This is a genomic window from Nocardioides luti (assembly GCF_014212315.1).
Taxonomy (GTDB): Bacteria; Actinomycetota; Actinomycetes; order Propionibacteriales; family Nocardioidaceae; genus Nocardioides; species Nocardioides luti.
Genome location: NZ_JACKXE010000001.1, coordinates 3,287,610 through 3,301,463 on the forward strand (window position 1 = coordinate 3,287,610; position 13,854 = coordinate 3,301,463).

15 protein-coding genes are annotated in these 13,854 nt (G+C 73.2%); 8 read left to right on the plus strand and 7 right to left on the minus strand.

The window, feature by feature from the left end; all coding sequences use genetic code 11:
- Nucleotides 1–39: 39 nt before the first annotated feature.
- Nucleotides 40–1,692, minus strand: a complete 1,653-nt coding sequence (locus H5V45_RS15645) for an NAD(P)/FAD-dependent oxidoreductase (protein ID WP_185253778.1) — start codon at nt 1,690–1,692, stop codon at nt 40–42.
- 71 nt (nt 1,693–1,763) lie between these two features.
- Between H5V45_RS15645 and truA the strand changes: the two genes are divergently transcribed.
- Nucleotides 1,764–2,609: a tRNA pseudouridine(38-40) synthase TruA gene (gene truA, locus H5V45_RS15650; RefSeq protein ID WP_185253779.1), complete on the plus strand. Its 846-nt coding sequence runs from the start codon at nt 1,764–1,766 to the stop codon at nt 2,607–2,609.
- Nucleotides 2,602–3,198, plus strand: coding sequence for a class I SAM-dependent methyltransferase (locus H5V45_RS15655; protein ID WP_185253780.1), 597 nt, complete (start codon nt 2,602–2,604; stop codon nt 3,196–3,198). The genes truA and H5V45_RS15655 overlap by 8 nt, the downstream gene beginning before the upstream one ends.
- Nucleotides 3,199–3,292: 94 nt before the next feature.
- Here H5V45_RS15655 and H5V45_RS15660 read toward each other — a convergent pair whose 3' ends face one another.
- Genes H5V45_RS15660 through H5V45_RS15685 form a run of 6 tightly spaced genes read right to left on the minus strand, consistent with a single transcriptional unit; the run spans nt 3,293 to nt 9,902 of the window.
- Nucleotides 3,293–4,810, minus strand: coding sequence for a long-chain-fatty-acid--CoA ligase (locus H5V45_RS15660; RefSeq protein ID WP_185253781.1), 1,518 nt, complete (start codon nt 4,808–4,810; stop codon nt 3,293–3,295).
- A 37-nt stretch (nt 4,811–4,847) separates the two neighbouring features.
- Nucleotides 4,848–5,999, minus strand: coding sequence for an acyl-CoA dehydrogenase family protein (locus H5V45_RS15665; RefSeq protein WP_185253782.1), 1,152 nt, complete (start codon nt 5,997–5,999; stop codon nt 4,848–4,850).
- Nucleotides 6,000–6,059: 60 nt separating this feature from the next.
- Nucleotides 6,060–7,307 carry an acyl-CoA dehydrogenase family protein gene (locus H5V45_RS15670; protein WP_185253783.1) on the minus strand — a complete coding sequence of 416 codons (1,248 nt, stop codon included), beginning with the start codon at nt 7,305–7,307 and terminating at the stop codon, nt 6,060–6,062.
- Nucleotides 7,307–8,341, minus strand: coding sequence for a phosphotransferase family protein (locus H5V45_RS15675; RefSeq protein ID WP_185253784.1), 1,035 nt, complete (start codon nt 8,339–8,341; stop codon nt 7,307–7,309). The genes H5V45_RS15670 and H5V45_RS15675 overlap by 1 nt, the downstream gene beginning before the upstream one ends.
- Nucleotides 8,338–9,150, minus strand: coding sequence for an SDR family oxidoreductase (locus H5V45_RS15680; RefSeq protein WP_185253785.1), 813 nt, complete (start codon nt 9,148–9,150; stop codon nt 8,338–8,340). The genes H5V45_RS15675 and H5V45_RS15680 overlap by 4 nt, the downstream gene beginning before the upstream one ends.
- A complete protein-coding gene (locus H5V45_RS15685) occupies nt 9,150–9,902 on the minus strand; it encodes an SDR family oxidoreductase (protein ID WP_185253786.1) in 753 nt (250 codons plus the stop codon). Before H5V45_RS15685 ends, H5V45_RS15680 begins: the two co-directional genes overlap by 1 nt.
- A 137-nt stretch (nt 9,903–10,039) precedes the next feature.
- Between H5V45_RS15685 and H5V45_RS15690 the strand changes: the two genes are divergently transcribed.
- The 6 genes from H5V45_RS15690 (at nt 10,040) to mgrA (ending at nt 13,781) form a co-directional block, all read left to right on the plus strand.
- Nucleotides 10,040–10,627: a TetR-type transcription factor C-terminal domain-containing protein gene (locus H5V45_RS15690; protein ID WP_185253787.1), complete on the plus strand. Its 588-nt coding sequence runs from the start codon at nt 10,040–10,042 to the stop codon at nt 10,625–10,627.
- Nucleotides 10,628–10,786: 159 nt separating this feature from the next.
- Nucleotides 10,787–11,143, plus strand: coding sequence for an ArsR/SmtB family transcription factor (locus H5V45_RS15695; RefSeq protein ID WP_185253788.1), 357 nt, complete (start codon nt 10,787–10,789; stop codon nt 11,141–11,143).
- On the plus strand, nt 11,140–11,832 hold the full coding sequence (locus tag H5V45_RS15700; protein WP_185253789.1) for an aquaporin: 693 nt from the start codon (nt 11,140–11,142) through the stop codon (nt 11,830–11,832). The genes H5V45_RS15695 and H5V45_RS15700 overlap by 4 nt, the downstream gene beginning before the upstream one ends.
- Nucleotides 11,829–12,233: an arsenate reductase ArsC gene (locus tag H5V45_RS15705; protein WP_185253790.1), complete on the plus strand. Its 405-nt coding sequence runs from the start codon at nt 11,829–11,831 to the stop codon at nt 12,231–12,233. Before H5V45_RS15700 ends, H5V45_RS15705 begins: the two co-directional genes overlap by 4 nt.
- Complete coding sequence (locus tag H5V45_RS15710; protein WP_185253791.1) at nt 12,230–12,688, plus strand: Clp protease N-terminal domain-containing protein; 459 nt, start codon at nt 12,230–12,232, stop codon at nt 12,686–12,688. The genes H5V45_RS15705 and H5V45_RS15710 overlap by 4 nt, the downstream gene beginning before the upstream one ends.
- Before the next feature lie 46 nt (nt 12,689–12,734).
- The gene (gene mgrA / locus H5V45_RS15715; RefSeq protein ID WP_185253792.1) at nt 12,735–13,781 is read left to right on the plus strand and encodes an L-glyceraldehyde 3-phosphate reductase; all 1,047 of its coding nucleotides are present in this window, start codon (nt 12,735–12,737) and stop codon (nt 13,779–13,781) included.
- The last annotated feature ends 73 nt before the right edge of the window (nt 13,782–13,854 follow it).

Genomic DNA, 13,854 nt, shown 5'->3' on the forward strand with positions numbered 1-13,854 from the left:
ATGGTCAGTTCGGGGTGGCCCGGATGTGCGCGGCCGGGGTCACAGCGTCCCGAGCCAGGTGTGCACGAGCGGCACGACGGAGGCGCCCTCGCCGCTCGCGGCGGCGACCCGCTTCATCGAGCCGGCCCGGATGTCGCCGGCGGCGAAGATGCCGGGCACCGTGGTGGCGAGGTTGGGCGGGGGCAGCTCGTCGGTCCAGCGGTGCCGGGGGACGTCGCGGCCGGTGAGCACGAAGCCGCGCTCGTCGCGCGCGACGCTGTCGGGCAGCCAGTCGCAGTTGGGGTCGGCGCCGAGCAGCAGGAAGAGGCCGTACGCCGGCACGCGGGTCTGCTCGCCGGTCTCGACGTCCAGCAGGCCCAGCCACTGCAGGTGGCCGTCGCCGCCGCCGTCGACGACGGTCGTGCAGGTACGGACCTGGATGCGGGGGTTGTACTCGATCTCGCCGAGCAGGTAGGACGACATCGTCTCGGCCAGGTCGGGTCGGCGCACCAGGATCGTCACCGACCGCGCGAACCGCGCCAGGTGGACCGCCGCCTGGCCGGCGGAGTTGCCGCCGCCCACGACGTACACGTCCTGGTCCTCCATCTCGCGGGCGGCCGTCATCGCGGCGCCGTAGTAGACGCCGAGCCCGACGAGCTCCTCGACCGGCTCGACGCGCAGCTTGCGGTAGGCCACGCCGCTGGCGATCACGACCGAGCGGGCGCGGACCTCGCCGCCGTCCGTGCACACCACGTGGGGCTCGCCGTCGCGGCCGGGACGCAGGTCCTCGACGAGGAGGCCGGTGAAGAACTGGGTGCCGAAGCGCAGCGCCTGGTTGCGGGCGCGTTGGGCCAGCCGCATGCCGGAGATGCCGCGCGGGAAGCCGAGGTAGTTGCGGATCATCGAGCTGGTGCCGGCCTGGCCGCCGACGGCCTCCGCCTCCAGCACGACGGTGCTGAGCCCCTCGGAGGCGGCGTAGACCGCGGTGGCCAGCCCGGCCGGGCCGCCACCCACGACGGCCACGTCGACGACGGTCTCGAGGTCGAGGGCGGTCGGGGCGCCGAAGATCGCGCGCGCGACGTCCCGGACCGAGGTGGCGGCGACGGGGGTGCGGTTCATCGCGTAGACGAGGGGGTACGCCGCGTCGTCCGGCAGCAGCGCCCGGATCCGCTCGCCGACCTCGCTGTCGGGGGCGTAGACCCCGCTGGGCATGCCCATCCGGTCGAGGAAGTCGCGGATCGCCAGGGTCAGCCCGTCCCGGACGGGCGAGACGATCTTGACCGAGACGACCTCGGGGTCCGCGACCGTCGACCCCCAGTCCGAGAGCAGGTCGGTGATGGCGTTGTGGAACTCCTCGTCGCGCTGGCCGCGCGGCATGAGGAGGTAGGCGTCGTACTTGCCCTTGGCCATGCCGGCGCGCAGCCCCGGCGCGTCGACGAGGAAGCGCTCGAAGTGCGCGGCGATCACGCGGCGGGCGGTCGGGACGACCTCGCGCCACTTCGCGAACGCCTCGAGGATCGAGGCGTCGGGGAGCACCGACTCCGCGACGTACAGCGCGACGGTGCCGCCGGCCGCCCGGATCTCCTCGGTCACCGCGAGCGCCTCGGCGCACGAGCCGGCGACGTGCAGGTCGTAGTCGCGGGCGTAGCGGCCGAACTCGTCGAGGAGGAGGTCGCCGTGCTCCTCGGACACCAGGATCAGCGCAGGCTGCATGGGCTCACTCTAGGCGCGGGGTGCGCGGCGCCCGTTGGGTCGACGGCGGCCGTCGATGGGAGACTGGACGGGTGCGGATCCGGATCGACCTGGCCTACGACGGCGGCGCCTTCCACGGCTGGGCGATCCAGCCCGGGCTGCGGACCGTGCAGGCGTCGTTCGAGGACGCGCTCGCGACCGCGCTGCGGCTGGAGCGGGTCCGCGTGGTCTGCGCCGGGCGCACCGACACCGGCGTGCACGCGCGTGGCCAGGTCGTGCACCTCGACGTCGACGAGTCGGTCGTCGTCCGCTCCGCCGGCCGCTCGCAGGACCCGCCGCTCGACGCCCTCGCCCGCCGCCTGAACGGGATCCTCGACCCCGACGTGCGGGTACGCCGCGTGGTCGCCGCGCCGGAGGGGTTCGACGCGCGCTTCTCGGCGCTGCAGCGGCGCTACGCCTACCGGCTGTGGGACTCCCCGCACGACGTCGACCCGCTGCGGCGCTCGCACGTCGTGGCCTGGGACCGGCCGCTCGACCTCGACCTGCTCACCGAGGCCTCGGCCCACCTGGTCGGGCACCGCGACTTCGCGTCGTTCTGCCGGCGCCGCGAGGGGGCGACCACGATCCGCACGCTGCTCGAGCTGTCGTGGGCGCGCGACGCCTCGGGGACGATCGAGGCGACCGTCGTCGCGGACGCCTTCTGCCACAGCATGGTCCGCTCCCTGGTCGGCTGCCTGCTGGCGGTGGGCGACGGGCGGCGACCGACCTCCTGGTCGGCCGAGGTGCAGGCGGGGCTGTCGCGGCACCCGGCGGTGACCGTCGCGCACGCGCACGGGCTGACGCTCGAGGAGGTGTCCTACCCGCCGGACGACGAGCTGGCGGAGCGGGCCCGGCTGACCCGGGCGCTGCGGACGGAGGCGGGCGACGACGATGGATGACCACTACTTCAGCGCCGACCCGACGGTCGCCTTCAAGCGGGCGCCCGTCCACGCGTCGGTCTGGGGCCAGGAGCTCGACCTGATCAGCGGCTCCGGGGTCTTCGCCCAGGGCCGCGTCGACATCGGCACGGCGATCCTCTTCCGCGAGACCGAGCCGCCGGCGCCGGGGCGGATCCTCGACCTGGGCTGCGGGTACGGCGTGATCGGGCTCGCCGTCGCGGCGGCCGTGCCCGGGGCCGTGGTCACGGCCGTCGACGTCAACGAGCGCGCGGTGCTGCTCGCCAACGAGAACGCCGCCTCCCTCGGGCTGGGGGAGCGGTACGCCGCCTCGACGCCGGACGCCGTGCCCGCGGAGGCGACGTACGACGAGATCTGGTCGAACCCGCCCATCCGGATCGGCAAGCCCGCGCTGCACGAGCTGCTGCTCACCTGGCTGCCGCGGCTCGCGCCCGGCGGCCGCGCGGTGATGGTCGTCGGCAAGAACCTCGGCGCGGACTCGCTCCAGCGCTGGCTCGGCGAGCAAGGTTTTGCCACCACCCGGCTGGCGAGCGCCAAGAGCTTCCGGGTGCTGGAGTCGCGGCGGGGCTGAGCGGGGGCGACGGCGCTTGTAACGCCCGGTTATGGCATCTGGGGACCCGTTCGAACGGGTTCGCAGACGCGATAACCGGGCGTTACAAGCGCGATCAGCCCGAGAAGCGCTGGCGCAGCTCCCGCTTGAGCACCTTGTGGCTCGGCCCGAGGGGCAGCTCGTCGACGACGTGGACGAGGCGGGGGTACTTGTGGCGGCCGAGCCGCTCCCGCGCCCACAGGACGAGCTCGTCCGGGTCGAGGGTGGTGCCGGGCGCGGCCACGACGACGGCGCAGATCTCCTCGCCCTTCTCGGGGTCGGCGACGCCGATGACGGCGACCTGGGCGACTCCGTCGTGCCGGGCCAGCACCTCCTCGACCTCGCGGGGGTAGACGTTGAAGCCGCCGCGAATGATCAGGTCCTTCTTGCGGTCGACGATCGCGATGAAGCCCTCGTCGTCCTTGCGGCCGATGTCGCCGGTGCGGAACCAGCCGTCGACGATCGCGGCGGCCGTGGCCTCCGGGTCGTCGAGGTAGCCCGCGAAGACGCAGTGCCCGCGGATCACGATCTCGCCGAGCTCGCCGGCCGGCAGCAGCTCGATCCGGTCCTCGACGGTCTCCTCGGCGACCTCGACCTCGACGCCCCAGATCGGGTGGCCGACGGTGCCGGCACGGGTGCCGAACCACGGCTGGTTCACGCTCGCGGTGGGGGAGGTCTCGGAGAGGCCGTAGCCCTCGTAGACCGCGGTCCCGAAGACCTCCTCGAACTCCTCGAGGACCGCGACGGGCAGCGAGGCGCCGCCGGAGACGCAGGTGCCGAGCGTCGGCAGCACCAGGTCGGGGCCGCCGGCCCGGGCGGCGGCGAGGAGCTGGACGTACATCGTCGGGACGCCGAAGAACATCGTCGCGCCGAGGCCGCTCATCATCTCGACGGCGCCGGCCGCGTCGAAGCGTGGCTGCAGGAGCAGGGTCGCGCCGGCCCGGAAGCTGCCGTTCATCGACACCGACTGGCCGAACGTGTGGAACAGCGGCAGGCAGCCCATCACGACGTCGTCGCGGCCGATCGGGTTCGCGTCGAACGCGTTGGCGGTCGCGTTCATGACGAGGTTGAGGTGGGTCAGCACCGCGCCCTTGGGACGTCCGGTCGTCCCGCTCGTGTAGAAGATGACGGCCGGGTCCTCCGCCTCACGGGTCGCCAGCGTGGCGACCGGCTCGGCGTCGGCGGCGAAGCCCGCCATCGGGTGCGCGGGGATCCCTGCGGCACGCGCGGCGCCGGAGCCGACCTCGGCGAGCTGCTCGTGGTGCAGGACCAGCTCGGCGCCGGAGTGCTCGACGAGGTACGTCGCCTCGTCGGCGTTCAGCAGCGACGGGACCGGCACCACGACCCCGCCGAGCGCGAGCACGCCGTAGTAGCAGCGCACGAAGTCCGTCACGTTGGGCCCGATGAGACCGACCCGCGAGCCGGGCCCTAGGCCCTGCGCCGCCAGCCCGGCGGCCACCCGGCGAGCGTCGCGCCACAGGTCGGCGTACGTGATCGCGACGTCGCCCTCCGGCGTCCGCTCCACCACCGCGGTCTTGTCGGGGGAGCGCCGGGCGGACTCGGCGAGGATGCTGGCCAGGGACAGGACGGTCATGTCACTCCGAGAGGTCGGGGTCGGGGGAGGAGCCGGCTCACACGAACGCGCTGATGCCGGTCTCTGCGCGGCCGATGAGCAGCTTCTGGATCTGGCTGGTGCCCTCGTAGAGGGTCATCACGCGGGCGTCGCGGAGGTACTTCGCGGCGGGGTACTCGTCGATGTAGCCGGCACCGCCGTAGATCTGGATGGCGTTGTTCGCGGCCCGGACGGCGGCCTCCGAGGCGAAGAGCTTGGCCTTGGAGGCGGCGACGCCGAAGGGCAGCCCGCGGTCGATCAGGTCGGCGCAGCGCCACACGAGCAGCCGCGCGGCGTCGGCGTCGAGCGAGATGTCGGCGATCATGTCCTGCACCAGCTGGAAGCCGGCGAGCGGCCGGCCGAACTGGGTGCGGGTGGTGGCGTACTCGACGGAGGTCTCCAGGCAGCCCTGGACGATGCCGACGCAGCCCGCGGCGACGGAGACGCGGCCCTTGTCGAGCGTGGTCATCGCGATCTTGAAGCCCTCGCCCTCCTCGCCCAGGCGGGCGGACTCGGGGACGCGCACGTCGGAGAGGAAGAGCTCCGCGGTGGCCTGGCCACGCAGCCCGAGCTTGCCCTTGATCTCGCGGGCCTCGAAGCCCTCGGCGTCGGTCGGCACGAGGAAGGCGGAGACGCCCTTGGGCCCGGGGCCGCCGGTGCGCGCGAAGACGAGCGCGACGTCGGCCCAGGTGCCGTTGGTGATGAAGAGCTTCTGGCCCGTGATGACGTAGTCGGTGCCGTCCCGCTTGGCCCGCGAGGTGAGGTTGCCGGCGTCGGAGCCGGTGTCGGGCTCGGTGAGGCCGAAGCAGCCGAGGATCGTGCCGTTGGCGATGCCGGGGAGGTACTGCTGCTTCTGCTCCTCGGTGCCGGACGCGAGGATCGACTTGCCGACCAGGCCGTTGGAGACCGACACGATCCCGCGCAGCGCGGAGTCGGCGCGCCCGAGCTCCTCCATGCCGAGGACGTAGGTCAGGTAGTCGCCGCCGAGCCCGCCGTACTCCTCGGGGATGGTGAGGCCGAAGAAGCCGATCTCGGCCATCTTGGCGATGATCGAGGTGTCGACCGACTCGTCGCGGTCCCACTGGACGCGGTGCGGGACCGCCTCCTTGTCGAGGAACTCACGGGCGAGGTCGCGGAAGCTCTGCTGCTCGTCGTTCAGGCTCAGGTCCATGGGGTAGAGCGTCCTCCTCGGGACAAATGCTGCGGGATGTTCGGGGTGCGGTCGACCGGGTCAGGACGCCGCGGGGCGGTGCCGCGCGATCTCGGTCTTGGCCAGGGCGTTCTTGTGCACCTCGTCGGGGCCGTCGGCGAAGCGGAGCGTGCGGATGCCGGCGTACGCGTTGGCGAGCGGGAAGTCCTGCGAGAGCCCGCCGGCGCCGTGCACCTGGATCGCCTTGTCGAGGATCCACTGGACGGTCTCGGGGGTGGCGATCTTGATCGCCTGGATCTCGCTGTGCGCGCCCTTGTTGCCGACGGTGTCCATCAGCCAGGCGGTCTTGAGCACCAGCAGCCGCAGCTGCTCGAGGCGCACGCGCGACTCGGCGATCCAGCCCCGCACGACGCCCTGCTCGGAGATCGCGCGGCCGAAGGCGACGCGGCTGTCGGCGCGCTGGCACATCAGCTCGATGGCCCGCTCCGCGACGCCGATCGAGCGCATGCAGTGGTGGATCCGGCCGGGGCCGAGGCGGGCCTGGGCGATGCCGAAGCCGTTGCCCTCCTCGCCGATCAGGTTCGTCACCGGGACGCGGACGTCCTCGAAGCGCAGCTCGGCGTGGCCGCCGTGCTCGTGGTCGTCGTAGCCCATCACGGTCATGGGGCGTACGACGGTGAGGCCGGGCGTGTCCCGCGGGACGAGCACCTGGCTCTGCTGGCGGTGGCGCGAGGCGTCGGGGTCGGTCTTGCCCATCACGATGAAGATCTGGCACTCCGGGTTCATCGCGCCGGTGATCCACCACTTGCGGCCGTTGATGACGTACTCGTCGCCGTCGCGCACGATGCTCATCGCGATGTTGGTCGCGTCCGAGGACGCCACGTCGGGCTCGGTCATCGCGAACGCCGAGCGGATCGTGCCGTCGAGGAGCGGGTGCAGCCACTGCTCCTGCTGCTCGGGGGTGCCGAACATCGCCAGCACCTCCATGTTGCCGGTGTCGGGGGCCGCGCAGTTGAGCGCGGCCGGCCCGAGGTGCAGGCTGCGGCCGGTGATCTCCGCGAGGGGGGCGTACTGCAGGTTGGTGAGCCCGCCGCCGAGCTCGCTGTGGTTGCCCTCGCCGGTGGTGGGGAGGAAGAAGTTCCACAGGCCGCGCGAGCGGGCCTCGGCGCGGAGCTCCTTCATGACCGGGGCGGTCGACCAGGCCCAGCGGTCCGGGAGCGCGTCGAGCTGCTCCTCGAAGACGCCCTCGGCGGGGTAGACGTGGCTGTCCATGAAGTCCAGCAGCTGCGCCTGGAGCTCCTGGGTGCGGGCGTCGAACATGAAGTCCATCAGTGGGCCTTTCCGTGGGTGGCCGCGAGGCCGGCGGCGAGCAGGGGCTCGACCGCCTCCCCGACGGAGTCGAAGCCGGCACCGACCGTCTGGCCGTGCAGGAAGCGGTAGTGGATCCCCTCGAGGATCACGGCGAGCTTGAGGTGGGCGAGCCCGAGGTGGAAGTCCATCGCGCCGAGGTCGCGCCCGCTGGCGGCGGCGTACTGCTCGAGCTGCTCGGCGGGGGACGGGTAGCCCGGGGCGGCGCTGGCGTCGGCGACGGCGCCACCGCCCGAGATCGAGGCCAGGTCGTCGTAGACCAGCAGCAGCGCGACGTCGGTCAGCGGGTCGCCGAGCGTGGCCATCTCCCAGTCGATGACCGCCCGGACCTCCTCGCCGGTGCGGTCGGGCTCGACCAGCAGGTTGTCGAGGCGGTAGTCGCCGTGCACGATCGCGGCGTCGTTGGTGGTCGGCACGGTCTCGGTGAGGATCCGGAGCAGCTCGTCGGCGTCGGGGAGGTCGCGGGTGCGCGAGCCCTCCAGCTGACGTCCCCAGCGCCGGACCTGGCGCTCGAGGAAGCCGTCGGGACGGCCGAACTCGCCGAGCCCGACCTCGGCGGGGACCACGGCGTGCAGGGCGGCGAGCACGTCGACCATGGCGCGCGCGACGGTCGCCGTGCGCTCGGGGCCGAGCTCGGTGAGCTGGGCGGCGGTGCGGTACGGCGTACCGGCGACCCGCTCCATGACGTAGAACGGCGCCCCGACCACCTCGGGGTCCTCGCAGTGCGCGAACGTCTGCGGGACCGGGACGTCGGTGCCGGCCAGCGCGCTCATCGCGGTGAACTCGCGCCCCATGTCGTGGGCGGTCGCCTGGACGTGGCCGAGCGGCGGTCGCCGCACGATCCACGACGAGGTGCCGTCGGTGACGGTGTAGGTCAGGTTCGACTTGCCGCCCGCGATGATCTCGGCGCTCAGGTCGCCGGCGATCTCGCCGGGCCGCTGGGCGTCGTACCAGCTCCGGTAGGCGTCGAGGTCGAGACCGCGGGGCCCGCTCATGCTTGGGCCCGGGCGTCGTCGAGGCGGCCCTGGAGCTTGCGCATCCCGGCCAGCCAGCGGTCGGTGTCCTGGGCACGGACGGCGTAGTAGCCCGCGACCTCCGGGTGGGGGAGGACCAGGAAGCGGTCGTCGGCGAGGCTCGCGACCCAGGCGTCGGCCACCGCCTCGGGCGCCAGCGCCACGTCGTGGGAGAGCAGCGCCTGCAGCGGGCCGGAGTCCTCGAGCATCCGGGTCTGCACGCCCTGCGGGCAGATCGCCTGCACGGCGACGCCGCGGTGGCCGTAGGTGACCGAGAGCCACTCGGCGAAGGCGACGGAGCCGTGCTTGGTGACGGAGTACGGCGCGGAGCCGATCATCGTGAGCAGGCCGGCCGCCGAGGCGGTGACGACGAAGCGGCCGCCGCCGGTCTCGAGCCAGCCGGGGACGAGGGCGCGGGCGGCGCGGACGTGCGCCATCACGTTGGTCTCGATGATCCGCGACCAGGCCTCGTCGGAGGTGTCCAGGAGGCTGTCGCCGGTGCCGAGCGGGCCGCCGTCGATGCCGGCGTTGGCGCAGTAGACGTCGATCCGGCCGAGCGCCTCGGTGGCGGCGTCGACGAGGTGGCGGACCCCCTCCTCGGACGCGCAGTCGCCCGGGACCGCGGTGCCACCGATCTCGGCCGCGACCGCCGCGGCGTTGTCGGCGTCGAGGTCGTTGACGACCACGCGGGCGCCCTCGGCCGCGAGCCGGGTCGCGAGCGCGCGGCCGATGCCCTGGCCGGCGCCCGTGACGACGGCGCCCTTGCCGCGGAGCTTGTCGTGGCCGGTCATCAGACGCCGCCCGTCAGCGTCACGCCACCGTCGAGGGTGAGGGTCTGGCCGGTCACCCAGGCTGCGTCGTCGGAGAGCAGGTGCGCCACGGCGGCACCGACGTCGGCGGGGACACCGAGCCGCTTGAGGGGGTACGCCGCGGAGACCTCGTCCTCGCGCCCGTCGTACAACGCCTCCGCGAAGCGGGTCTTCACGACCGCCGGGGCGACGGCGTTGACGCGGATGCCGGGGCCGAGCTCGACGGCCAGCTCCTCGGTGAGGTGGATCAGCATGGCCTTGCTGGCGCCGTACATCGCGATGCCCGGTGCCGGCCGCAGCCCGCCGACCGAGGCGACGTTGACGACGCTGCCGCCGTGCTCGCCCATCCACGCCCGGTGCGCCTCCTGGACCAGCGCGAGCGCGGCCAGGCAGTTGACCTCGAAGATCTTGCGGGCGGCGTCGTGGTCGAGGTCCATGAGCGGGCCGAAGACGGGGTTGATGCCGGTGTTGTTGACCAGCAGGTCGAGGCTGCCGAACGTCTCGATGGTGCGGGCCACGGCCTCGCTGCGGTGGGCCGCGTCGCCGACGTTGCCGGCGACCGCGATCGCGTGCTCGGGGCCGCCGAGGGCGGCGACCGCCTCCTCGAGCGCCTCGGGCTTGCGGGCGGTGAGGCAGACGCGGGCGCCCTCCTCGACGAGCCGCTCGGCGATGGCCAGGCCGATGCCGCGGCTCGCGCCGGTGACGAGCGCGGTCTTGCCGGCGAGTCCCTTCATCGGGGGCCGTCGCTGTCGGGGTGGCTGCTCATGGCGTCCTTCCGGCGGGCGGACCCGCGAGGTCGTTGCGGTGTGACTAAGCGCTTGCTTACTATCGTCAACACACCGTACGACGTCAACCGCCCGGAGGGAACCGCATGCCGCTCGCACCCGCAGCCGACGACGCGCGCTCCCGGCTCCTGGCCGCCGCGGTGGCGGCGTTCGCGGCGAAGGGCTTCCACGGCACGACCACCCGCGACATCGCGGCGGCCGCGGGGATGTCGCCGGCGGCGCTCTACGTGCACCACCGCTCCAAGGAGGAGCTGCTGCACCTCATCTCCCGCGCGGGCCACGACGCCACGCTGGCGCTGTCCGAGGCGGCGGTCGCCTCCTCCGACGACCCGGTCGAGCAGCTCGGCCGGCTGGTCGAGGACTTCGTGCGGCACCACGCGATCTCGCACACCAGCGCCCGGGTCGTGAACTACGAGCTCGCCGCGCTCTCCGAGGAGCACCTGGCCGAGATCATGGCGCTGCGCCACCGCATCGACGAGGTGGTGCGCGCGCTGATGGAGCGCGGCGTGGCCAGCGGCGCCTTCACGACCCCCGACCCGCTCATGTCCGCCGCCGCCGTGCTGTCGCTCGGCATCGACGTGGCGCGGTGGTACGACGACGCCGGCGGCTGGAGCCCCGACGCCGTCGCCGCGCACTACCGCGAGCTGGCGCTGCGGATGGTGGGGGCGGGCTAGTCACTCCTGTCGCTGCTTCACCACGGGATGCAGTCGGAGTGGTGCTTCCCGCGGTGAGTTCGCCGTGGGAGCCTCCGCTTCACCTGCATCCCGTGATGAAGCCGCGACCCGGCCGGCCGCCGGCTTGCGCAAGACATCGACAACCATCAACATAGACACATGTCGAAGTCCCTGACGCTCACGCCGGTCGAGACCGTCGCGTGCTGCTCGCCGCTGACCTCGGAGCCGCTCACCACCGAGCAGGCCGAGCGGATCGTCCCCCTGGTCAAGGCGATCGCGGACCCGGTCCGCCTGCGGCTGCTCTCGCTGGTCGCGGCCCACGAGGGCGGCGAGGCCTGCGTCTGCGACCTCAACGACGCCTTCGAGCTGTCGCAGCCGACGATCAGCCACCACCTCAAGGTGCTGCACGAGGCCGGCCTGCTCGAGCGCGAGAAGCGCGGCGTGTGGGTCTACTACCGCGTCGCGACCGCAGCGCTCCGCGACCTGGGTGCCCTGCTCGGGGGCGTCGTCGCGTGACGCTCGTACGCCGTGCGGTCGCCGAGCTGGTCGGCACCGCGTTCCTCGTGATGGCCGTCGTCGGGTCCGGCATCGCCGCCACCCGCCTCTCGCCGGACGACGTCGGGCTCCAGCTGCTCGAGAACAGCCTGGTCACCGGGGCGGCCCTCGTGGCGCTGATCCTCGCCTTCCAGCCGGTCTCGGCCGCCTTCAACCCGGTCGTCACCCTGGTCGAGCGGGTGCTCGGCCTCGTCACCACGCGCGACGCCGCCGCCCTCGTCGTGGCCCAGGTGGTCGGTGGCGCGCTCGGTGCCGTGCTCGCCAACCTGATGTTCGGCCTCGACGCGGTGAGCGTCTCCACCCACGACCGCAGCGGGGGTGGCCTCTGGCTCGGCGAGGTGGTCGCGACCCTGGGTCTCGTGGCCGTGATCTTCGGCAGCGTCCGGCGCGGTCGCGCCGACACGGTGGCGTACGCCGTGGGCGGCTACATCACCGCGGCGTACTGGTTCACCAGCTCGACCAGCTTCGCCAACCCGGCCGTGACCCTGGCCCGCACGCTCTCCGACACGTTCGCGGGCATCGCGCCGGGATCGGTCGCGGTGTTCGTGCTCATGCAGCTCGTCGGCGGGGCCCTCGGGCTCGGCCTGGTGCTGCTGCTCCACCCCGATCCCGAGCTGCCTCGCCCCGACGTCACCGAGGAGACCGCATGAGCGAGCGCCCCACCGTCCTGTTCGTCTGCGTCCACAACGCCGGCCGCTCGCAGATGGCCGCCGGCTTCCTGCAGCACCTCGGCGAGGGCCGCATCGAGGTCCTGTCCGCGGGCTCGGCGCCGGCCGACACGATCAACCCGGTGGCCGTCGCCGCGATGGCCGAGGAGGGCATCGACATCACCTCCGCCTCGCCGAAGGTGCTCACCGACGAGGCCGTCCGGGTCTCCGACGTGGTGGTCACGATGGGCTGCGGCGACGCCTGCCCGTTCTTCCCGGGCACCCGCTACGAGGACTGGCAGCTCGACGACCCGGCCGGCCAGGGCATCGAGGCGGTCCGGCCGATCCGCGACGAGATCCGGCGCCGCGTCGCCGCGCTGGTCGAGGAGCTCCTCCCGTCGTGAGCGCCGACCGCCACGAGGTGCGCCCGGAGCACCTGCTGCGGGCGGTCCTCGGCGACGCGGCGGCGGCCGACCTCCTGCGGGGCGTCGGGCTGCGGCCCGACGAGGTCCGCACGACGCTCGAGCACCGGTGCCTGGAGCGGGTCGACGTCGTGGACGACGAGGTGCTGCACACCGAGGGCATCGACCTCGGCGCCCTGCTCGACGCTCTCCACGAGCCCCGGGGTGTCGCGGCCGCCCGGGACCTCGCGCGGTGCTCGCCGTCGGCCCGGCGCGTGCTGCTGGCGGCGGTCGGCGAGGCGGCCCGTGCCGGGACGGCGACGATCGGTGCCGGTCACGTGCTGCTCGCGCTCCGTCGGTCGCGGGACCCCGTGGTCGCCGGCACCTTCGCCGAGCACCGCTGCGGGGTGGCCGAGCTGCGCGACGTGGTGCGCCGCCGGGGCCGCCGGGCCGGGTGACCGACCCGGGCGCGCGCGGCTCGCGCGGGCTGGCAGGCTGGTCGCCGTGACGACGTACGACGCTGCCGAGAACCGTTACGACTCCTCCGCCACCGGGATGGAGTACCGCCGCACCGGACGCAGCGGGCTGCAGCTGCCGGTGCTGTCGCTGGGCCTGTGGCAGAACTTCGGGGACGACAAGCCGGAGGACAACCAGCGGGCGATCCTGCGCCGCGCGTTCGACCGCGGGGTGACGCACTTCGACCTCGCGAACAACTACGGGCCGCCGTACGGCCGCGCGGAGGAGAACTTCGGGCGCTACCTGGCCGACGACTTCTTGCCCTACCGCGACGAGCTCGTGATCTCGACCAAGGCGGGCTACGACATGTGGCCGGGGCCCTACGGCCAGGGCGGTGGGTCGCGGAAGTACGTCCTCGCCTCGCTCGACCAGTCGCTCGGGCGGATGGGGCTGGAGTACGTCGACATCTTCTACAGCCACCGCTTCGACCCGGACACCCCCGTCGAGGAGACGATGACCGCGCTCGACCACGCGGTCCGGCAGGGCAAGGCGCTCTACATCGGCATCTCGTCCTACTCCGCGGCGAAGACCGCCGAGGCCGCCGCGATCGCCCGCGAGCTCGGCACCCCGCTCCTCATCCACCAGCCGTCGTACTCCCTGCTGAACCGGTGGATCGAGGAGGACCTCCTCGACACGCTGGCGGAGGAGGGCATGGGCTGCATCGCGTTCACCGCGCTGGCGCAGGGGCTGCTGACCGACCGCTACCTCGACGGCATCCCCGCCGACTCGCGGGCCGCGCGCGAGGGCTCGACGATCCCCGGCACGTCCTTCGACGACAAGACCCTCGGCCACGTGCGCCGGCTGAACGAGATCGCGCAGGAGCGTGGCCAGAAGCTCGCCCAGATGGCGCTGCAGTGGGTGCTCCGCGACCCGCGGGTCACCTCGGCCGTCATCGGCGCGAGCTCCGTCGAGCAGCTCGACACGAACCTCGACGCCCTCGCCGGCCCGGCGTTCACGCCCGAGGAGCTGGCCGCCATCGACGAGGACGCCGTCGACGCGGGCATCAACCTCTGGGCGAAGTCGACCGCGCACTGATCCGTGTGCCCTGAGGGGGCGGCCCGGGGACGTCATGCGGACGGTGCGGACGCCTGCTCCGTCCGCATGACGT